Below are 18,892 nucleotides of genomic sequence, written 5' to 3' on the forward strand. Positions count from 1 at the left end.
TGGGCATGGCTTCCAGTGCCTCAGACAGTTGGGACTGGGCGTTGTGCGCCTCTTGCCGGGCCTGTTCCAGCGCCCGTTCCTTGCGCACTTTTTCAGTGATGTCGGCCCGCAGAATGACAGTGCTGCCGTCCGACAGGCGTTGCTGGCTGATGCGCAGCCAGCGGTCGTCGGGCAGCTCCTGGATCTGGGGTGCGCCGGGCTGGCGAAAGGCCGCCAGGCGTTGTTGTATCCAGGCTTCGTCGCCCCCGGATTCGGGCATTTCCCCCAGTGCGACGGTACTGCGCAGTATCTCTTCAAACTGCACGCCAGGCACCATGGACGGCGAGGCCTGGGGGTAAAACCCCCGGGTCCGGGCGTTCACCACCACCATGCGCTCCTGCGCGTCAAACAGGGCGAACGTGCTGTTGTTGGGCAGGATATCCAAGGCTTCTTCCAGCAGCCGGTGCGGGAACGCTGCGGCCGCTGCGGCAGGGGGAGCACTGCGCAAGGCTGCCACCAGTGCCACTGCGCCTGCCAGCAGTGCGGCTTGCAGCACCGCCACTGGCCAGCCCAGCGGCAACCACAACAGCGCCACCTGCCCCGCAAGCAACGCCGCTACGGCGAGCAGGGTTGGCCATGCGCTAGCGCGCAAGAACGGGGGACGGGGCATGGCGTGGGCGCATTGGATGTAAACGCAAGTATCAAAGCATAGCAGTCGCTACCGCCTGTTTCGAAAAATGGGCCGCTGCCGCCCCAAACCGTTCCGGGTAAGCCACAGCCGGTGTAGCTAGATTGGATACTTTATTTTTAGAAAATAAAGTGGTCTACGCGCGCCATAGCTACATAGTTTGCTATTTAATTAGCATGGAATGCAGGCGATTGGCCTATTTGTGCCCAGCATAAATTTCATAATTGCATACAGCAAATTGGTACAATTTTTGTGACACAACGGTAGATGGCGGACATCAAAACCGTGCGCGATGCACTTGGAGCCCAGCGAGACATTTTTATGCCCAAAGCTCCCCAACGCTCTTCGACCCCGGCACCGCAACGCAAGTGGGCGCTTTTGATGGCGCTGTTGATCGTGCTGGTGGCCGTGGTGGTCGTACCCTACGCGGCCATGGCGCTGCCGGTGGTGCCCCCCTTTCTGCCGATTTTTGCAACCACCGTTACCTTCACCGAAGGTTTGACCGCCTACCTGCTGATGGTGCAGTTTGTGGCGGTGCGGCGCTTTTACCTGGTGCCGCTGGCCGGGGCCTATGCCTATGTGGCCACGCTGGCGCCGATCCAGTTGCTGGCCTTTCCCGGGGTGTTTGCGCCCACCGGTCTGCTGGGAGGCACTACCCAGTCGGCGGTGTGGATGTGGGTGTTTTGGCACGGCGGTTTTCCGTTTTTTATCGGTCTGTCTTTGCTGCTGCGGCAGTCGCGCGTGCACGCGGCGCTGTGCCAGCGCGTGTCGGTAGGGCAGGCCGGGCTGCTGTTTTTGCTGGCACCGGCGCTGGCCTGCGCCTTGGCCGGGCTGGCGCTGCATGCCGATGCCTTGCCGGTTTTGATCAACGGCAACAGCTTCAAGACGCTCAGCGACAGCGCTGCAGGCTGGACCGTGTGGGGGCTGAATCTGGCCGCAGTGGCCTTGGTGGTGCTGCTGCCCAAGAAGCGCTGGGAACTGGTGAGCTTGTTCCTGTTTGTGGCGGTGCTGGCGTCGCTGGCCGATGTGTCGCTGACGCTGCTGGCCTCGGCCCGCTACAGCCTGGGCTGGTATGTGTCGCGGCTGCTGAGCCTGGTCTCGTCGGTGAGCCTGCTGGTCGCCTTGATCTACCAGATCACCCAGCTGTACCGCGAGCTGGCCACCACCCACGCATCTTTGCTGCGCAGCTCGGCGCGCGACAAGCTCACGGGCGTGTACAACCGCAACAGCTTTGACAACGCTGCCCAGGCGGAATGGCTGCGCGCCCAGCGCAGTGGCGAGCCGCTGTCGCTGGTACTGGTGGATATCGACAATTTCAAACGCTACAACGACCATTTTGGCCATGTGCAGGGCGACACCTGCCTGCATTCCGTGGCCCAGGCCTTGGCCCACAGCGTGCACCGCCCCACCGATATGGTGGCCCGCTATGGCGGCGAGGAATTCGTCATTTTGCTGCCCGGCACGCGTACCGAGCACGCCCTGCGCATCGCCGAGGAGGCCCGCCGCGCCGTGGCCGACCTGCGCCTGCCCGCCCACGCGCCTGGCCTGCATGTGTCCTTCAGCGCGGGCTGCGCCAGCTGGGATGCCAACGCGGGCTTTTTGGGGTTTGAGGAGATGCTGGTCGCCGCCGACCAGGCTTTGTACAAAGCCAAAGCCCAGGGCCGCAACCAGGTATGGGCCCAACAGGACAAAGTGCTGCGGCCTGCCAGCGCCTACCTGGTGCCGCGTGACATCTAGGATGTTTGGGCGGTAGCGCTTAAAAATAGTACTAAAAACTGCCTCTGGCGCAGGCAGTACCTGCGCTGAAAGCTATGAATTCAGGAGTCTTTTCGGCGGTGCAGCTCACGCCGGTACAAACAGCGCCGGGTCTACCATGGCCCGGTTCAGGCAGATCGACCAGTGCAGGTGCGGTCCTGTCACGCGGCCCGTGGCCCCCACGGCCCCCAGGCGCTGGCCGGTCTGCAGCACATCGCCGGGCTGCACGGCGATGGCGCTCAGGTGGCAAAACATGCCCAGCAGGCCGCCGCCGTGGTCCAGCCAGACGGTGTTGCCGTTGAAGAAGTAGTCGCCAGTGTCGATCACCCGGCCCGGCAGCGGCGCGGCCACCGGCGTGCCCGTGGCGGCGGCGATGTCCATGCCGCTGTGCGGATTGCGCGATTGGCCGTTGAACACCCGGCGCAGTCCGAACGAGCTGGAGCGCCGCCCCGGCACCGGCACCTGCATGTGCAGGCTGGGTGGCAGAGGTTCGCTGAACGTGGCCATCACGGTTTCCAGGTGGGCATGTTCGCGGTTGTAGCGGGCTTCGTCCTCGGGCGACAGGTCCACCGTACCGGGCGCCACCTTCAGCCGCTGCTCACGGTACTGTTTGGGCCCCACCGTGTAGGCCACAGGGCGGGTGCCGTCTGCGGTTTGCACGCGGATGCTGGCCGGGCCCAGTGCGGCAGCCAGCGGAATGCCGACGATGGCGGTCCACTCGATCGCATCGCCCAATACCAGCAGCGGCACATCGCCTGCAAAGGCCACTGGCCGCTGCGCTGCAGGCCCTAGCGACAGCCGTGCGACACCGCCCGGTACTTGCAGATCGTGCGGCCAAACGGTGGGGGCGATGGGCGTAATAGGCGTAGCGGGCGTGGCAGCGTGCACGCGGCTGGCCAGTAGGCCCAGGGAGGCGAGCAGGGTGGTGCGGCGGGTCAGGAGTGGCATGGGGATCGCAGAAATGAAACAGCCCCCAGTATCGCTACAGCAGCAGCCCCGCCGCCTCTTTGGCGCGCATCTTGGCACCGATGTACTCGCCGTGGGTCACGTAGAGCAGGCCGGCCACCTGGTTGATGACGCTGTTTTCCACCGCGCCCAGGGTGCCGTCGGCATAGGCCACTTGCCACATGTCTTCGACGATCTGGATCTTTTGGGCCTGGGTGCAGTGCTCGTTGAGGCTGCTGGTAAAGCGGTGGTAATCGTAGGCGTGGGCGGCGGATTGCTCGGCCTGCAGCATCAGCTGGGTCAGGGCCGCGCCGTCCAGCTGCAGGCGCTGCTGCAGGGTGAGCACCACGGCCTGGCGTTCCACGGCGGTTTTGGCCGGGTCGGCGCGCATCACCTCGACCAGCAGCACGGCGGTGGCCAGGTTCTGGGCATGCTGCCGCTCGGCGGGCGAGGGCTCGGTGGCCTGGCCAATCAGGTTGTCAAAAAGGTCTTTCAGGGCGTGCAGCATGGGCGGGAGCTAGAGAATTCGTATTGGGGACGGACCCCAGGCCAAGTCCTTTGGTTCCCCGTGGATCTGTGAATTTTTATAAAGAAAAGGCCGTTGGCGCATGTTCTGTAAGCACAGGAAGCTATTAAAAGCATAGCTGTTGCGCGGTCTAAAACGACGATCCTGGCTGCTCCAGGAAGGCCACTTCCTCGGCGCTGGAGCTGCGCCCCAACACCGCATTGCGGTGCGGGTAGCGGCCAAAGCGTTCCACGATGGCCTGGTGGCGCAGCGCGAAGCGCAGGTTGTCTTCAATTGCCAACTGGGTAAACAGCGCCACCGACTGCGTATGGATGGCCTTGGATTCGCTGTGCATGTAGGGCATGTACGCAAAAGGCCGCTGCGCCAGCGGCAGGCTGCGGTCGTGCCCGCTGGCCACCAGTTCCTGGGCCAGCGCCAAGGCCAGTGGGTCTTGGGCAAAAGCCTGCGGCGTATCACGGTAGATGTTGCGCGAGAACTGGTCCAGCAGCAGGATCTCTGCCAGCCGCCCCTCGGGCGTGGCGCGCCAGCCAAACAGTTCGCAGCGGGCCGCGGCCTGTAGCGTGCTGGCAAAACGCTGGCGCATCTCTGCGTCCAGCGCCGCATCTTTGGCGAAGTGCTGCTTGGGGGTGAGTTCGGTGAACCAGAAGTGGAGGATGTCTTGGGCGTGCATGGGCTGATTGTCGGGGACTGCGACCACCCCGCGCACAGCACCGGCTATGCGTTACGCAGCTGCCGTCAAGAGCCCCGTGGGGCGGCCGCCTCAAAGAGCAATACCTTGTTTTTGCCAGATTGCTTGGCTTTGTACAGCGCCTTGTCGGCGTTGTTGAGCAGTTGCTCAAATGTCTGCCCGCCCGCATCGAAGGTGGCCACACCGATGCTGACCGTAAACCCTATGTGCTCACCTTCGTCGTTTGCGACCACCGCCTGTTGCGCCACGGCCAGGCGCAGCGACTCGGCCACCTTTTGGGCATTGGCGGCGTCGGTTTCGGGCAGCAGCACGACGAATTCTTCACCGCCCAGGCGGGCCACCGTGTCCAGGCCGCTGCGCGTGCGCAGGCGGCAAATGTCGGCCACCGCGCAGATCACCCGGTCGCCGACCAGGTGGCCCCAGTTGTCGTTCACGCTTTTAAACGCATCAATGTCCACCATCAGCACCGACAGCGGGTGCTGAAAGCGCTCGGCCCGCTTGCACTCTTTTACGCCCAGGTCCATCAGCGTGCGGCGGTTGGCCAGGCCGGTCAGCGAATCGTTGGCGGCCAGCAGTTCAAGCGCGCTGTTCATGGTTTGCAGCAGCGCGTTTTGCTCGGCCAACTGGCGGTTGATCTGCTCGATCTCGTCTTCGCGGCGTTTGCGGCTGTCGATGTTGAAGGTCACACCGATAAAGCGCTGGCCCGGTGTGACGCTGTGGTGGTCCATGATCCGACCGTAGTTGGCAAACCAGACCCAGCTGCCGTCCTTGGCCAGCAAGCGGAACTCGCAACGGTATTCGGACGTGCTGCCAGACATGTGCTCACCCACTGCCGACTGGATCATGGCCAGATCGTCGGGGTGGACAAACTCGAACAGATGGTCCAGGTGGTGCGCCACTTCTTCGCTGTTGTAGCCCAGCTCGGAGAAGGTTTTCAGGGCCTTGCGGGTGACTTCGCCGGTCAGCAGGTTGTTCTCCCACAGGTCCAGCCCTGCGGCTTCCAATGCCAGCTCCAGGCGTTCCTTGTTGAGATCGGTTTCGCCCATGGCCGGTATCAATTGCTAGGCATGGCGCCTGCATAGCCCAGGCTGCGCAGCAGGCTGGCAAACGACTGCAGCACACCCGGCGCGGCGTACAGCTGGGGGGCGCAGGCCACCTGGATGACGCTGACGGTGTTTCCGGTGCTTTTGCCCGTAACGGGGTCGAAGTACACCGCCAGATCGTCACTGGCGTTGGAGAAACCCCGTCCGGTGCTTTCGGAGTAATAACAAATCGAATCCGGCGCAATGGTGTCGGGCACAGCGCTTTGGCTCGAATACATGATGAGGTTCTCGTTCATGTTGTAGATGGTGTGCGTGTGTGTGCTGTTGGCCGGGTCGGGCGTATTGTCCAGACGAATCACGCCCGCGTCGAGCGATGCGGCGGTGGTGGACTGCGAGATGGCCGTGATGTAGAAATTTGTCACGGTGGCTGATGCCGCACGCCCGGTGATCTGGGCGATGCTTGCCGCCACGCTGGCGGTGGAGGGCGTCGTCGCCGCCGTCAGCAGCAACTGGCCCAGCGCCCAGGCCTGGCTCAGGGTGCCGGGGATGTAGCTGCCGGTCAGTCCACAGTGGTTGCTGGGGTTAGACGGCCACAGCGCAATGCCCGAGAAGCCGCCAAAGCCGCCCACCACGCCGCCTGCCAAGGTTTCCATCTGGGCCGCCGTGGGCGCGCTGAGCAGGGCCGACGCCACTTTGCTCGGGTCGGCCACGTCGGTCGCCAGCGCGCAGGGGCTGACCGGCAGCGTGCTGCTGCCGCCAAAGGTGGTTTGCGGCAGCTCGGGCACCGCGCGGCCTGCGCCATCACCGTCCACCACATACATGCTGCCCGGCGTCATGGCGGCGGCGATCAGTGGCACCAGGGAATTGATGGCGCCAATCTCCACCGGAATCGCGCAACCCACCGTGCAGCCGGTGTTCGCCTGCAGCAGCGCCAGTGTGTTGACGACCGAGTTCTGGATGTCGGCCAGCGTCAGCTGGTCGCCCGCATCGGGCGAACCCATCATGGCCAGCACGCAGGCAGGGGTTGTACCGTCGTAGGGCTGGATGGCGATACTGCCACTCCAGCCACTGTCGTCCAGCTGTTGCAGGATCTTCAGCGCATCGAGGTAGCTGCCGCCCCCGCCGCTGGCCAGCACCGCAGCACCTGCGGCAATGGATCGAAAGTCGTTAATTCCATAGCGGTAAGAAGAAAGCATTGTTTCCTTTAGCGGTGTACTGACAGGGCTGGCTAGCGATTGACACAAACTGTAACAGTTGGTCGGCGTGTGGATGCCGTTGCGTGTTGCTGCGGCTACTTGGGGTTAGTTAGCACAGACTGTTCCACCCGCCCGCCTGCGGGCCGCACCGTCGCTGGTGAAAATAGGCGCCAAATATGCCTTTTCCGCAATTTTTATAAGCGCTAGATGCTATGGAAAAAATAGTATTTATGGGCTGTAAAACGGTTGGAACCCGTATCCCTGCAGCCACACCCCGTGCGGAGATTTGGAGCTTCGCGCCACCCTGTGTCTCCAAGGTGTCACTACTGCCCGCGTCGCGCGCCACGCTGGCGCAGAACGAGGGCTCGTACTGAGCCGCGCGCGAGCCCAAAGATGCAGACTTTGATTGGCTCAGAAATGGCATATTGGCATATGGGCCTATGCAGTCGGTCACCCGGCCGCACGCCGCACATCTAGGCCAAGGTCAGGCGTGGCATGCGCGAAGTGCTGACGGCCCTGCGGTAGGTGGCGGACCATCCGGGCAATGCCCGCGAAGCTATCTGCAGCTGCCTGTGAAGTACCTATAAGGGATTGATGCTAAAAATTAGCATTGCAGCCTCAGTCCGTCAGCGAGATTTTTTTGTCGTGTACGTACTCTTTGTACAGCGTCAGTGGGATCGCCGTCAGCCCCACAGCACCGTTGTCTGCGGTCCAACTGAGGGTGGCGCTTTCGGTGGCCAGGTCGATGTCCACCGGGCCTTTGGGAATGACCAGCGGGGCGCCGTCTCCGGGGGTGTAAGTAACGTGGCCGATGATTTTGGCGTGAAGGGTCATAGAAAGCTCCTGTAACGAGCGCACAGTGGCGCGGTAGGCTTATTACAAACCGCCCGCCCGTCCCGGCGTGTCAGAGAAGCACCCGTGTACCTGTCGCACGGCGCCGCTAGTGTGGTTTGATGTTCCAGATAGCGCGCTACACCACACTAGTTGCGACCGCCGCGCTGCAAGCCTGTCAGTGGGTGACGAACTGGTAGGTCACGTCTTCGGCTTCGATCATGTCCAGCACGTCGTTGAGTACATCGTCGTCGCCGGTGCTGGTCCAGGTTTCTTCCGGGTCGCTGGCAAACATCGGCTCTATCGCCATGTCCATGAACTGGCCGTTGGGCAGCTTCAGCACCTGGCCGCCTTCGGAGGTGGTGGCCAGTTCCCAGTCGTCGGGCACCGACATTTCGAGCTGGATGGTGATGTTGAGTTTTTTCATGGACAGTGGGCCTGTAAGTTAGAAGATGCAGAAGGGTAACCCAAGCCCATGGCGCGATTACCATTTTTGAAGAAAATAAGCCTCTGGCGCAGGCTGCACCTGCGCAGGGAGCTATGAAAACAGGAGTGGTCACGCGGGTTTGTGCGGCGCGGTAAGCTTGGCCTTCCCACTTTACGCAGGCCTGCCATGTCCCAATACTGGTTGATGAAATCTGAACCCGGGGAATGCTCCATCGACGATGCCCTGGCCGCCCCCGATGCCACCGTGCCGTGGGTCGGCGTGCGCAACTACCAGGCCCGCAACTTCATGCGCGACCAGATGCAGCCGGGCGATGGCGTGCTGTTCTACCACTCCAGTTGTGCCGAGCCGGGCATTGCCGGGCTGGCCCGCGTGGCATCCAATACCCGGCCCGACCCCACGCAGTTTGACCCGGCTTCGCCCTACTTTGATGCCGCCAGCAAGTCAGAAGCGCCGCGCTGGCTGCTGCTAGACGTGCAGGCCACCCGCAAAACCCGGCTGCTGGCCCTGCCGGAGCTGCGCGCCACCCCGGCCCTGGCCGATCTACAGGTGCTGCGCCGGGGCAACCGCCTGTCGATCACGCCGGTAGACCCGGCGCACTGGCAGGTGATCGAGGGGCTACTGGCCTAGCTTTGCAGCGTGGGGTAGTCGGTATAGCCCTTGGCACCGGGGGTGTAGAAGGTGTTTTGGTCGGGCGTGTTCAGCGGGGCCTTGAGCTGGATGCGCGCAGGCAGGTCCGGGTTGGCCAGGAAGGACGTGCCAAAGGCCACGGCATCCAGCTTGCCCGCGCTGATGGCTTCTTCGGCCTCTTCGGCGGTGTAGCCCATGTTGCCCACCAGCACGCCCTGGTATTTCTCGCGGGCGATGCTCAGCACATCGCCTTTTTGTACCCCGAAGAAGTCGGCGCGCATCACGTGCAGATAGGCCAGCTTGAACGCGTTGAGCTTGTCCGCCAGAAAGCTGATCAAGGCCAGCGGATCGCTGTCTTGCATGCTGTTGTAGCTGTTCAGCGGCGACAGGCGCAGGCCCACCTTGTCCGCGCCAATCGCGGCGGTTACGGCGGTCAGCACTTCGAACAAAAAGCGCGCGCGGTTTTCCAGCGAGCCGCCGTAGCCGTCGGTGCGCTGGTTCGGCGTGTCGCGCAGGAACTGGTCGATCAGGTAGCCATTCGCGCCGTGCACTTCCACACCGTCAAAACCGGCGGCGATGGCGTTCTTCGCGCCCTGGGCAAAGGCGGCCACGATGGCGGGAATTTCTTCGAGGGTCAGCGCGCGTGGCACGGCGTGCGGCACCTTGCCGTTGGGCGTGTGGATGTCGCCTTCTACCGCCGTGGCGCTGCTGGAGACGATGGCCACACCGTTGTTGATGTCCGGGTGCGCAGCGCGGCCCGCGTGCCAGATCTGCAAGAAGATGCGGCCGCCCTTGGCGTGCACGGCGGTGGTGACCTTCTTCCAGGCCGCAATTTGCGCCTCGTTGTAGATGCCGGGCTCGTTGATGAAGGCCGAGGTGCCGGGTTCCACCATGGTGCACTCGGTGATCAGCAGGCCGCCGGTAGCGCGCTGGCTGTAGTACTCGGTCATCAGGTCGCTGGGGATGTGACCGGCATCGGCGCGGGTGCGCGTGAGCGGGGCCAGCAGGATGCGGTTAGGCAGGGTGAGGGAGCCGACTTGCAGAGGGGTGAACAACATAGTTTTCAAATGGGTTGGTGGAGGGATGGGGCGAACGGTAACAGCCGGTGCATAACGCTTCTCCGGCCGGGTTATTGCAAATGAGGGTACGCGTTCAAACGTAAAAATTAACGCGGCGTGTGCTGCTGCACCCAGCGCACGATGTCAGCAGCGCCCATGGCGCCGGCCTGGCGCGCCACCTCGCGGCCGCCCACAAACAGCGCCAGCGTGGGAATGCTGCGGATTTGGTAGCGTGTGCCCAAGGCTTGGTGCGCTTCGGTGTCCACCTTGGCCACCCGTATGCGCGGCTCCAGCTGGCCTGCGGCCTGTACATAGGCGGGCGCCATCTGGCGGCACGGGCCACACCAGGGTGCCCAAAAGTCCACCAGCAGCGGAATCTGGTTGCGCAGCAGGTGCTTGTCAAAAGCGGCCAAGTCCAGGTCTACCGGCTTGCCTGTGAACAGCGGCTTTTTGCAGCTACCGCAATCGGGCGCGCTGCCGAGCTGGTCGGTGTGCACGCGGTTGGTGGTGTGGCAATGGGGGCAGACGATGTGCAAGGATTCGGTCATTGCATTTAGATCGTGCCATGTGGCCAGAATTGCAAGGGCTGTGGGTTGCCGGGCGCGGCGAACCGGATAATGCCTTCTCACTTTTTTCAGCCGACACCCCATGCGCCATTCCCATTTCTACCCCATCGGCACCCCCGGCCAAGCCTGGGGCGCCGCAGAGCGCGACCAGTGGCGCGCGCGCCAGGTGCGCCAACGCAGCTATGCCGAAGATGTGCTAAGTGCCATTGACCGCCTGCGTGCGCGCTTTGACGTGGTGCCGTATGGCGAGGCGGCCTACGCGGACGAGCGTTTCCCCCTGTTCGCCATCCGCGGCCGCGATTGGCAGCCCGGCCTGCCCAGCGTGCTCGTCACCGGCGGTGTGCACGGCTATGAAACCAGCGGCGTACTGGGCGCACTGCGCTTTGTGGACGCCCATGCCGAAAGCTACGCGGGCAGGGTGAACCTGCTGGTCGTGCCCTGCGTCAGCCCCTGGGCCTACGAACGCATCCAGCGCTGGAACTTCGACGCCATCGACCCGAACCGCTCCTTCCGCGACCCCAGCCCCTCGCAAGAGTCCGCTGCATTGATACGCCTAGTAGCACCCCTGCGCGGCAAGTTTGCCGCCCACATCGACCTGCACGAAACCACCGACACCGACGGCTCTGAATACCTGCCCGCCGTAGCCGCACGCGACGGCCAACCCTTCGAACCTCACGGCATCCCCGACGGCTTCTATTTGGTGGACGACACGGCCAACCCCCAGCCCGCCTTCCAGCAGGCCATCATCGAAGCGGTAGAGCGCGTAACCCACATCGCCCCGGCAGACGCGCAGGGCGGCATCATCGGCTCGCCGCTGGTGGCCCACGGCGTGATCCACTACGCGATGGAAGCGCTGGGCCTGTGCGCCAGCATCAGCGGCGCCCGCTACACCACCACCACCGAGGTCTACCCCGACAGCCCCCGCGCCACGCCCGAGCAGTGCATTGCCGCGCAGGTAGCGGCGGTGTGCGCGGCGGTGGAGTTTGTGGGGTAGTTTTTAAAGAAAATTGGGCGCTGGCGCAGGTGCTGCCTGCGCAGACAGCTACTGAAAGCGTAGCAATTTGAATCTGCTCAAGCCTGCCACACCCCCAACCCCGCTGAGCGCAGATCGATGCCGACCTCGATCTCCTTGTCCACCGCGTCTTCGTAGCGCATGGGGTTGAAGGCCTCGTACAGGTCGGGCAGCAGGCGCAGGCCGTAGTGCTGCACGTAGCTGTTGGCTTGGATGCCCGCTTTGTGTTTGTCAAAGCGCACGTCCGGGTCCCGCCCCGTCATGCCCACGTACACGCAGAGCTTGCCTTCGATGTAGCCGGGGTTGTTTTTGCGAAAGCGGGGCTCCAAGAGCACGTCTTTGGAGAGCTCTACTACGTAGACGTGGTGGTGCTTGCGGCGGGCCACGGTTTGGACCGAGTTTTAAGTGCGGTCCAGATCGCGCACCAGCGTCAGCACCTTGGTGGTGATGATGTCTATCGCCGGGCCGTTGGCACCGTGCGGCAGGATCACATCGGCACGGCGCTTGGTCGGCTCGATGAACTGCTTGTGCATGGGGCGCACGGTTTCCAGGTACTGGTTGATGACGCTCTCGGCGCTGCGCCCGCGCTCGGCCATATCGCGCTGCAGGCGGCGGATGAAGCGCACATCGGCGGCAGTGTCGACAAAAATCTTCAGCGACATCATCTTGCGCAAATCCGCGTCAAACAGCGCAAACAGCCCTTCGATCACGATCACCGGAGCGGGCTTCACGGTGATGGTTTTGCTGGCCCGGTTGTCCTGCGTGAAATCGTAGGTGGGCATCTCGATAGATTCGCCACGGCGCAGCGCCTGCACGTGCTGCACCATCAGGGGCCAGTCAAATGCGTCAGGGTGGTCGTAATTGGTTTTGCGCCGCTCTTCGGGCGACAGATGCGTTTGGTCGCAGTAGTAATCGTCCTGGATCAGCACGGTGGTCATGTCTGGCCCGATGGACGCCAGCACCTCGCGCGTCACCGTCGATTTGCCGCCGCCACTGCCGCCTGCGACACCGATCACGAAGGGTTTGTTATTGGTTTTGTGGGGCATGGGGTCCTTGGCACGTGTCGGCAAACCCTCGATTTTACGGGGCGGGGGTGCGGTGGCGCAGGCGCAGGCGCGGTGTTGTCTCTGTCGATGGCTGGTTGTTCGACTTCGGGAGTCAGGCTGATAAAAGAAGCCTGGGCATCGGGTAGATGAATTGACGGAGCCCATGGGCTCGTCACTTCTTCGCGTGGGCCCTGATATGGCTGCGTAGTGCCGACGAAATCGCTTGCACTTGTTTTCTGGCCAGACGTACCGGCTCGTTCTCCACAAACGTGCTCAAGGCTTTGGTTTCTAGCACCCGCAGCGGGTGCCCACGGCTCATAAGGCCAATGCCTCTTTGAGGACTTGTTCGCGGAAGCTGGCGGGCAGGTTGTTGGGGGTGAGCACATCTACCTCCATACCCAGCAATTGCTTCAGCTCAAACCGTATCGCACCAATGTCCATCAGCGTGGTGTGCGCGGTGGGCTCCACCAGCAGGTCCAGGTCGCTATCGGCGGTGTCGTCACCGTGCAGTGCCGAACCAAACACCCGCACGCCGCTGACACGGTGGCGCAGCGCAACCTCGCGGATTTGCGTGCGGTGCAGGGAGATAGCTTCGGAGGGGCGCATGGAGCGGAGTGTACTGTTGCCGGGCGGATTTATATCGAAATGGCAGTTTGCGCAGATAGAGCCTGCGCAAGCAGCTACTAAAACCGTAGCGTTTTCAACCCACAGGAACGACGCGCCGCAAAGCCCGCACTTTTTGCCACAGCACGGCCTTGGGTAGCTGCATGGCCATGGCTTGCATGCAGCGTTCCAGCCAGCCAGCGCGGTTTTGCAGGCGGTCAATCGCCTTGCCAAGATCGCGTGCGACCGACGGGCCATAGGCCTCGGCCGCTTTGGCCAGTGCGGCGCGCAAAGCGGGCAGGGGCAGGCCTAGCATGGCCAGGTCGATTACGTCGCGGCTGAACACGCTGTCGTCGGCTTGGCGGTCCGAGTTGGCCAGTAGTTTGGAGGTGGCCAGGTCCAGCTGCGTCAAGGTGCTGACACCGCACACTGTGTCGTCGGCCACCGGGGGCTCCAGCGTGATGCGTGCCTCGCGCACGATCTCCAGCTTGATGGCTTGCCCGTCCATATGCACCTGGGTGCGTATGCCGTACTGGTCGGCCCGTATCTCGCGCAGCGCCACCAGAGGCACGGCATGCGCATGGGTGATGGCGGCCAGCCCGTCGGGGCCGGTAAGCACGTGCCGCAGCGCCCGGTAGCCTGCGGCGTCGGACACCAGAAAGTCAATGTCTACCGACTCCCGATACTCACCATAGCGCAGCGCAATACAGGTGCCACCACCAAACAGGCAGCCGTACTCGCGCAGCTTGGCTGCGTCTAGCGCGGCCAGCACATGCGCAATGCGCTGGTGGTGTGGCCGCTCAAACACCATCGCCCGCCCCCACGTTGGGCGACAAAGCCAGCCGCAATGCCTGCAGCAGCGCCTGCTCGTCGGTGGACATGGCTTGCAGGTCCAGGTGCCGCGCATTGCGTTCGTACATGCCCAAGGCCTCCACAGGGGTCAGCGTATCGGTGCCGTGCACCTGCCAGGCCAGCGCGCGCAGCTGCGGGTAGTCGGCCAGCGCCACCCGTGCCGGAATCCAGCCTGTGCGGTCGGGCGCTGGCGCTGCTGCACTAGTGTCCGCCCCGCTGCGTGCCTGCAGCGCCATGCCCAGCGCCGCCATGGCGCTGCACCAGGCACCGATGGTGACCGACGGCTCTCCCTTTTCGATGCGGTGCAGCGTGACCCGCGACAGCCCCGCCGCCTCGGCCGTGACCGTGGCGTTCAGCCGAAGCGCCTTGCGCTGGCTGCGAATCTGCGCGCCCAGGGCTTGTAGCTGGGCTGCGCAGGCATCGGTGGTGAGGGGTGGTTTGGAAGGCATTGTGTTTCTCATTATTTGCAAAATAAGAATTTTGTCAATTATGAGAAACACATTTCTGCTAATTTTGAGGTGTTTGACTAAGTGGCTTGGCCCTGGCATGCCTTGGTTTTATATGCCAAATCAGGCCCCAGCGCAGGTAATACCTGCGCAAGCAGCTACTAAAAGCGTAGCGCCAATGCCTTAGCGCGCCGCCAGCATCGCCAGCCGGCATTTGCAGCGCGGGTAGTTGCTGCAACCCCAGAACGGCGCGCCGCCCTTGGCAGGCGTGCGCTCCAGCATCTTGGTGCCGCAGCTGGCGCAGGTGGGCTTCCAATATTCACCCTCGTAGGCCACGGCCAGCAGGGCTTGCTGTTGCTCGGGCGTGCGTTTGGCGATGAGGTCCAGCAGGGCGGGGCCGTCCATGGCGGTGATGCCGTTGCTTTGGGCGAACGCCAATGCGTCTGCGGTGTAGCTGGACGTGGTGGCGTAGACGCCGCGCTGCAGCTTGTGCGATGCCATCACCCCAAAGAACTCGCGCACCTCTTTCACCCCCACCGGCTTGCCCTGCCAGTGCTTGCACTGCACCACGGCTACCGGTGTTTCGGCGTTGCGCGAATACAGCCAGATGTCCACGCCGCCGTCTGCGCCATGCGATTGCGCACGGCTGGTCAGCCCGGCCTGGGTGAACAGTGCTTCGCACACGGCTTCGAACCTACGCCACTCGATGGCGGCGAAGACGGATGGGCTCCAACTGGTCGCGGGTGTAGGAGCAGGCGGGGTCAGCATGCTAGGCTCGACGCGGGCCGTGGCGGTTGGCGGCACTGCGGTGGGGGGCTTGCGAGGTTTTGTGGGGCGGTAATTGGGGTTTGCCGTGGCTGGCAATGCATCTGGCGTGGCCGCCGCGTCTGCCTTGCGCTTGAACACCATGTAGGCACCGATGAACAGTACGCCAATACCTATTGCCAGCCAGGCTGGTGTGCGCAACCCCGTCGCCAAGGCTTTCATGATGGGCGACGACCCGAGGAATGTGGGTGACAGCAGCATGGCGATCCCCAATACCAGTGCAGTAGCGCCTTTTTCTAGCAGTTGGGCGATGCCTCGTTTTTGGCTGCGGCTAGAGCGGGGTTTGGGCATGGCTTGTATAGGCTGCGGTGGCTGCGGATAATGGGTGCGATGCAGTTTAGCCCTGGCACAAGCCCGTTAGCGAGGAGGGAGAGATTTATAAGAGATCAGGCTCTGGGGCAGGTAATACGTACGCAAGCAGCTATGAAAAATATAGTTATGTGTGGATGGCTGCTGGATGGCGGGCACAAGGCAAGACCCGACCCTGTGCGATTTACTCACAAGTGGATTCTAGCCAGATGCATATTAATCCAACACTTTTGAGTGGTGGTTCTATCTCTATTCTTTCCACGTTGTCTGCTGACTCGAAAATAATTTGGCCATTTGTCGTTCTTAAAAGAAGATGTTTTTCATAACTCCGAAGAAGTGTGCCTTGAATTTTATGATTTTTGGCGGCCCCTGCTTCTTTAAAGAAAACTGTTACTGTAGATGAGGTTTTTTTACCGTAAGCGGATTCTTGCCCAGCGGAAAAAATCCAAAATGGCATGTATAGAAGAAACGTTATTAATATTGCTATGTAACGTGCATTGCCTTCCGGCCCACTCAGTAGGTCTCGCATTAATATTAGGCATGTTGCTAATATTATTAGCCCTGACATCGCCGCATAGCTAAAATTGGAAATGGGTTTTAATGCATTGAGGGTAATACTTGAAAATACAATTATTAAAATAAATTTAGCGAAAAAGATATATGGGTTGTTTAGTGAAGACCAAAAACCTATATGTCGTTTCTTGCTGTTTTCCCCTAATCCAGCAATTAACATTGCGGGAACAAGTATGAACGATGTATTGCCTAAGACGCTGGGAATAAGAGCCAATAGATTTTTAAATTGGTCGGATACACCTATTGGACTCTGACTTAGTTCTATTCCCAGTGCTGAGTAGAATCCCCATTCGTGAATTAGCGCTGAAATTGAAATGAAAATCGCCAACAAACCTAGAAGCTTGGGCGAGTGCTCAAGTATTGCGAGAAAGTTTACAGGAGCGAGGGACTGCTTTTTTTTGGGGAGGGATAATGGTTTGGCCACAGTTCTAAAATAGACCGATTTTCGAAATCTGCGGTTCAATCCCATGCTGTTATTTCCCCCCAAGAATCCTTCAACCCCACCGCCAAGTTAAACACCGGCTTCAACTCCACCACATGGTCCACGCGGTCCGCCACAAAGTAGCCATGCCGCTCAAACTGGAACTTCTGGTCCGGCTGAGCATTGGCCAATGACGGCTCGACGATAGAGGTGATGACTTTCAGGCCGTTGGGGTTCAGGCTCTCGATAAAGTCTTTGCCGCCGTTGGCCGTCTTGGGCATAGCCTTGGGGATACGCATCAAGCTGCCTTTTTCAAGGACAACTTCACCGTGTACCCCAATTGCGCCGCCACATTCACCAGCGCATGCAGCGTAAATTTTTGCGTCCACCCCTTCACCAGATCGTTCATGCGTGGCTGGGTGATGCCGGCGCGTTTGGCGGCTTCGGCTTGGGTGAGGTTGAGCTTGGCTACGACTTTGCGGATGTGCACGACCAGGTCGGTACGCAGCAGCAGGTTTTGTGCAACGGCCTCGGGGAAGCCCAGGTCACGGAAGACGTTGTCGCTGCCCATGGCGCGGCTGGGTTGTGCGTACATGTGGGGCTTGAAGGCGGCCTAGGCTGCGGGGTTTTTGACAGCCGCCCCTGCCCAGTTTTGCGTAGGCAACTTCAGTCCTTGCGCCGTGAGTTGCTTTTTGGCTTGGCTGGATGCCTGTTTCAAGGCGTGTGCCACCCTGTCTTGCATCGAAGCCGGGGGCTTGGGCGCGGCACGTTTTACTGTGCGAGGTGTTGAAGATTCAGCCATTTGTCCGGGTCCTCTACATAAGTGCGGCGGGCGGTGCCGTGTGCGATAGATGTTAGCGTGCCAGAGGCATTGTTGAGCACGGTCCAGCGGTCTGCAAGCGGCAGGTACAGCGCGAATAAATTGTGCAGGCTGCGCTGGAAGCGGCGGGTAATGTCGGCGGGCGGGATGTTGTGCCCGCCCAGTTTGACGCGCAGGGCGACGCGCTGGATGGCCAGTTCGGCGCTGGGCAGTGCCACGTAAAAGATCTGCACTTGGTAGCCCTGTGATTTGCAGCGCGCCAGAAACAGCGCAAATGTGCGGCTGGACAGCGTGGATTCGAACGAGAAGCTGACCCCCGCTGCTGCCAGGGTACGCAGGCGCTGCAGCATGATGCGCCCGGCTTCAAATGCCACGGTCTCCGGCGCGTAGGCCGATAGCCCTGCGGCGATCTGGTCTGCGTTTACAAATTCCAGAATGCCCAGGGCTTGTTTGAGCAGGTAAGGGGCCGCAGTGGATTTACCCGCGCCATTGGGCCCGGCAATCACCACGATGGTGGGTTGCTTGGGCTTGGGCGCGCGGGGTGGCGTCATTTGCCCCAAGAATCCTTCAACCCCACAGCCAAGTTAAACACCGGCTTCAACCCCACCACGTGGTCCACCCGGTCGGCCACAAAGTAGCCATGCCGCTCAAACTGGAACTTCTGGTCCGGCTGGGCATTGGCCAGTGACGGCTCGACGATGGCGGTGATGACTTTCAGGCTGTTGGGGTTCAGGCTTTCGATGAAGTCTTTGCCGCCCGCATCCGGCTGGGCGTCGCTGAACAGGCGGTCGTATAGGCGCACTTCGGCGCTGATGCCGTTGGCTACGCCGACCCAGGTGATGGCGGCTTTGACCTTGACGCTGTCTGCGCCGGGGGTGCCGCTCTTGGTGTCGGGCACCACGGTGGCTTCTACCTGGGTGATCACCCCGTCGGCATCTTTGGTACAGCCGGTGCATTCGATGACGTAGCCGCCTTTGAGGCGTACCTTGTTGCCGGGGAACAAACGTTTGTAGCCCTTGGGTGGCACTTCTTCAAAGTCTTCGCGCTCTATCCACACTTCTTTGCCGATGGTGAACAGGCGGGGTGGCGGGGGCGTGGTGCCCTCGGTGACGTGGGGCAGGGCGGGCTGGATGCAGGGTTCCAGGTGGCCAGCGCCCATCACCTCGTCCCAGTTGGTGAGCACCAACTTGACGGGGTTGAGCACGGCCATGCCACGGTGGGCCTTGGTTTCCAGGTCTTCGCGCAGGCAGCCTTCCAGGGTGCTGTAGTCGATCCAACTGTCGCTTTTGGTCACGCCAATGCGTTCGGCAAACAGGTTGAGCGCTTCGGGGGTGTAGCCGCGGCGGCGCAGGCCCACGATGGTGGGCATGCGGGGGTCGTCCCAGCCGTTGACCTTGTGGTCGTACACCAGCTGGGCGAGTTTGCGCTTGCTGGTGATGACGTAGGTGAGGTTGAGGCGGGCAAATTCGTATTGCTTGGGCGGCGGGCTGGCGAGCATGTGGCCGTCACACAGGCGGGCCATCAGCCAGTCGTAGAAGGGGCGCTGGTCTTCAAACTCCAGCGTGCAAATGCTGTGGGTGATTTGCTCCAGCGCGTCTTCAACCGGGTGGGCAAAGGTGTACATCGGGTAGATGC

General features: G+C 61.9%; 23 protein-coding genes and 1 pseudogene. 3 read left to right on the top strand and 21 right to left on the bottom strand.

The window, feature by feature from the left end; genetic code table 11:
- A partial coding sequence (locus ABI213_RS07615; RefSeq protein WP_348026607.1) for a PAS-domain containing protein occupies nucleotides 1-649 on the bottom strand: 649 nt, incomplete at its 3' end.
- 339 nt (nucleotides 650-988) lie between these two features.
- On the opposite strand from ABI213_RS07615, the gene ABI213_RS07620 reads away from it, so the two are divergent.
- The gene (locus ABI213_RS07620; RefSeq protein ID WP_348004877.1) at nucleotides 989-2,404 is read left to right on the top strand and encodes a sensor domain-containing diguanylate cyclase; all 1,416 of its coding nucleotides are present in this window, start codon (nucleotides 989-991) and stop codon (nucleotides 2,402-2,404) included.
- 105 nt (nucleotides 2,405-2,509) lie between these two features.
- Here ABI213_RS07620 and ABI213_RS07625 read toward each other — a convergent pair whose 3' ends face one another.
- The 7 genes from ABI213_RS07625 to ABI213_RS07655 form a co-directional block, all read right to left on the bottom strand.
- Nucleotides 2,510-3,370: a peptidoglycan DD-metalloendopeptidase family protein gene (locus ABI213_RS07625; protein WP_348004878.1), complete on the bottom strand. Its 861-nt coding sequence runs from the start codon at nucleotides 3,368-3,370 to the stop codon at nucleotides 2,510-2,512.
- A 34-nt stretch (nucleotides 3,371-3,404) separates the two neighbouring features.
- Nucleotides 3,405-3,875, bottom strand: a complete 471-nt coding sequence (locus tag ABI213_RS07630; protein WP_348026609.1) for a TerB family tellurite resistance protein — start codon at nucleotides 3,873-3,875, stop codon at nucleotides 3,405-3,407.
- A gap of 148 nt (nucleotides 3,876-4,023) precedes the next feature.
- Nucleotides 4,024-4,563: a DUF924 family protein gene (locus ABI213_RS07635; RefSeq protein WP_348008351.1), complete on the bottom strand. Its 540-nt coding sequence runs from the start codon at nucleotides 4,561-4,563 to the stop codon at nucleotides 4,024-4,026.
- A 65-nt stretch (nucleotides 4,564-4,628) separates the two neighbouring features.
- Nucleotides 4,629-5,627, bottom strand: coding sequence for a sensor domain-containing diguanylate cyclase (locus ABI213_RS07640; RefSeq protein WP_348008350.1), 999 nt, complete (start codon nucleotides 5,625-5,627; stop codon nucleotides 4,629-4,631).
- An 8-nt stretch (nucleotides 5,628-5,635) separates the two neighbouring features.
- Entirely contained in the window at nucleotides 5,636-6,820 is a 1,185-nt protein-coding gene (locus ABI213_RS07645) for a DUF917 family protein (protein ID WP_348008349.1), read from the bottom strand.
- Between the two features lie 618 nt (nucleotides 6,821-7,438).
- Nucleotides 7,439-7,654 (bottom strand): hypothetical protein, encoded by a 216-nt coding sequence (locus ABI213_RS07650; RefSeq protein WP_348008348.1) that lies wholly within the window; start codon nucleotides 7,652-7,654, stop codon nucleotides 7,439-7,441.
- A 175-nt stretch (nucleotides 7,655-7,829) separates the two neighbouring features.
- Nucleotides 7,830-8,078 carry a hypothetical protein gene (locus ABI213_RS07655; protein ID WP_348008347.1) on the bottom strand — a complete coding sequence of 83 codons (249 nt, stop codon included), beginning with the start codon at nucleotides 8,076-8,078 and terminating at the stop codon, nucleotides 7,830-7,832.
- Nucleotides 8,079-8,264: 186 nt separating this feature from the next.
- Between ABI213_RS07655 and ABI213_RS07660 the strand changes: the two genes are divergently transcribed.
- Entirely contained in the window at nucleotides 8,265-8,726 is a 462-nt protein-coding gene (locus ABI213_RS07660; protein ID WP_348008346.1) for an EVE domain-containing protein, read from the top strand.
- On the opposite strand, the gene ABI213_RS07665 is transcribed toward ABI213_RS07660, so the two are convergent.
- Together ABI213_RS07665 and trxC are read right to left on the bottom strand one after the other, a co-directional pair.
- Nucleotides 8,723-9,784, bottom strand: coding sequence for an alkene reductase (locus tag ABI213_RS07665; RefSeq protein ID WP_348008345.1), 1,062 nt, complete (start codon nucleotides 9,782-9,784; stop codon nucleotides 8,723-8,725). The two genes, ABI213_RS07660 and ABI213_RS07665, sit on opposite strands and share 4 nt — an antisense overlap.
- Nucleotides 9,785-9,891: 107 nt before the next feature.
- Nucleotides 9,892-10,332, bottom strand: a complete 441-nt coding sequence (gene trxC, locus ABI213_RS07670; protein ID WP_348008344.1) for a thioredoxin TrxC — start codon at nucleotides 10,330-10,332, stop codon at nucleotides 9,892-9,894.
- Nucleotides 10,333-10,432: 100 nt separating this feature from the next.
- Between trxC and ABI213_RS07675 the strand changes: the two genes are divergently transcribed.
- The gene (locus ABI213_RS07675) at nucleotides 10,433-11,344 is read left to right on the top strand and encodes a M14 family metallocarboxypeptidase (protein WP_348008343.1); all 912 of its coding nucleotides are present in this window, start codon (nucleotides 10,433-10,435) and stop codon (nucleotides 11,342-11,344) included.
- Between the two features lie 77 nt (nucleotides 11,345-11,421).
- Here ABI213_RS07675 and ABI213_RS07680 read toward each other — a convergent pair whose 3' ends face one another.
- From ABI213_RS07680 to ABI213_RS07730, 11 genes and pseudogenes are all read right to left on the bottom strand, one after another.
- Nucleotides 11,422-11,748, bottom strand: a complete 327-nt coding sequence (locus tag ABI213_RS07680; protein WP_348008342.1) for a hypothetical protein — start codon at nucleotides 11,746-11,748, stop codon at nucleotides 11,422-11,424.
- A 15-nt stretch (nucleotides 11,749-11,763) separates the two neighbouring features.
- Nucleotides 11,764-12,408: a uridine kinase gene (gene udk, locus ABI213_RS07685; protein WP_348026611.1), complete on the bottom strand. Its 645-nt coding sequence runs from the start codon at nucleotides 12,406-12,408 to the stop codon at nucleotides 11,764-11,766.
- Between the two features lie 315 nt (nucleotides 12,409-12,723).
- The gene (locus tag ABI213_RS07690) at nucleotides 12,724-13,014 is read right to left on the bottom strand and encodes a nucleotidyltransferase family protein (RefSeq protein ID WP_348026613.1); all 291 of its coding nucleotides are present in this window, start codon (nucleotides 13,012-13,014) and stop codon (nucleotides 12,724-12,726) included.
- A gap of 94 nt (nucleotides 13,015-13,108) precedes the next feature.
- Complete coding sequence (locus ABI213_RS07695; RefSeq protein WP_348008825.1) at nucleotides 13,109-13,822, bottom strand: nucleotidyl transferase AbiEii/AbiGii toxin family protein; 714 nt, start codon at nucleotides 13,820-13,822, stop codon at nucleotides 13,109-13,111.
- Nucleotides 13,812-14,312, bottom strand: a complete 501-nt coding sequence (locus tag ABI213_RS07700) for a helix-turn-helix domain-containing protein (RefSeq protein WP_348008824.1) — start codon at nucleotides 14,310-14,312, stop codon at nucleotides 13,812-13,814. Before ABI213_RS07700 ends, ABI213_RS07695 begins: the two co-directional genes overlap by 11 nt.
- A gap of 180 nt (nucleotides 14,313-14,492) precedes the next feature.
- Entirely contained in the window at nucleotides 14,493-15,425 is a 933-nt protein-coding gene (locus ABI213_RS07705) for a restriction endonuclease (protein ID WP_348008823.1), read from the bottom strand.
- A gap of 202 nt (nucleotides 15,426-15,627) precedes the next feature.
- Entirely contained in the window at nucleotides 15,628-16,485 is an 858-nt protein-coding gene (locus tag ABI213_RS07710; protein WP_348008822.1) for a hypothetical protein, read from the bottom strand.
- A pseudogene (locus tag ABI213_RS07715) lies at nucleotides 16,476-16,700 on the bottom strand (glutamine--tRNA ligase); the annotation flags it as partial. The gene ABI213_RS07710 and the pseudogene ABI213_RS07715, both read right to left, overlap by 10 nt.
- A gap of 35 nt (nucleotides 16,701-16,735) precedes the next feature.
- Nucleotides 16,736-17,032 (bottom strand): helix-turn-helix transcriptional regulator, encoded by a 297-nt coding sequence (locus tag ABI213_RS07720; RefSeq protein ID WP_348008821.1) that lies wholly within the window; start codon nucleotides 17,030-17,032, stop codon nucleotides 16,736-16,738.
- Between the two features lie 176 nt (nucleotides 17,033-17,208).
- Complete coding sequence (locus tag ABI213_RS07725; protein ID WP_348008820.1) at nucleotides 17,209-17,808, bottom strand: zeta toxin family protein; 600 nt, start codon at nucleotides 17,806-17,808, stop codon at nucleotides 17,209-17,211.
- Nucleotides 17,805-18,892 (bottom strand): glutamate--tRNA ligase family protein (locus ABI213_RS07730; protein WP_348026615.1); only part of this gene is annotated, 1,088 nt, incomplete at its 5' end. The genes ABI213_RS07725 and ABI213_RS07730, both read right to left, overlap by 4 nt.

This window comes from Rhodoferax sp. (assembly GCF_039922535.1).
In the GTDB taxonomy this organism is placed as follows: domain Bacteria; phylum Pseudomonadota; class Gammaproteobacteria; order Burkholderiales; family Burkholderiaceae_C; genus Rhodoferax_B.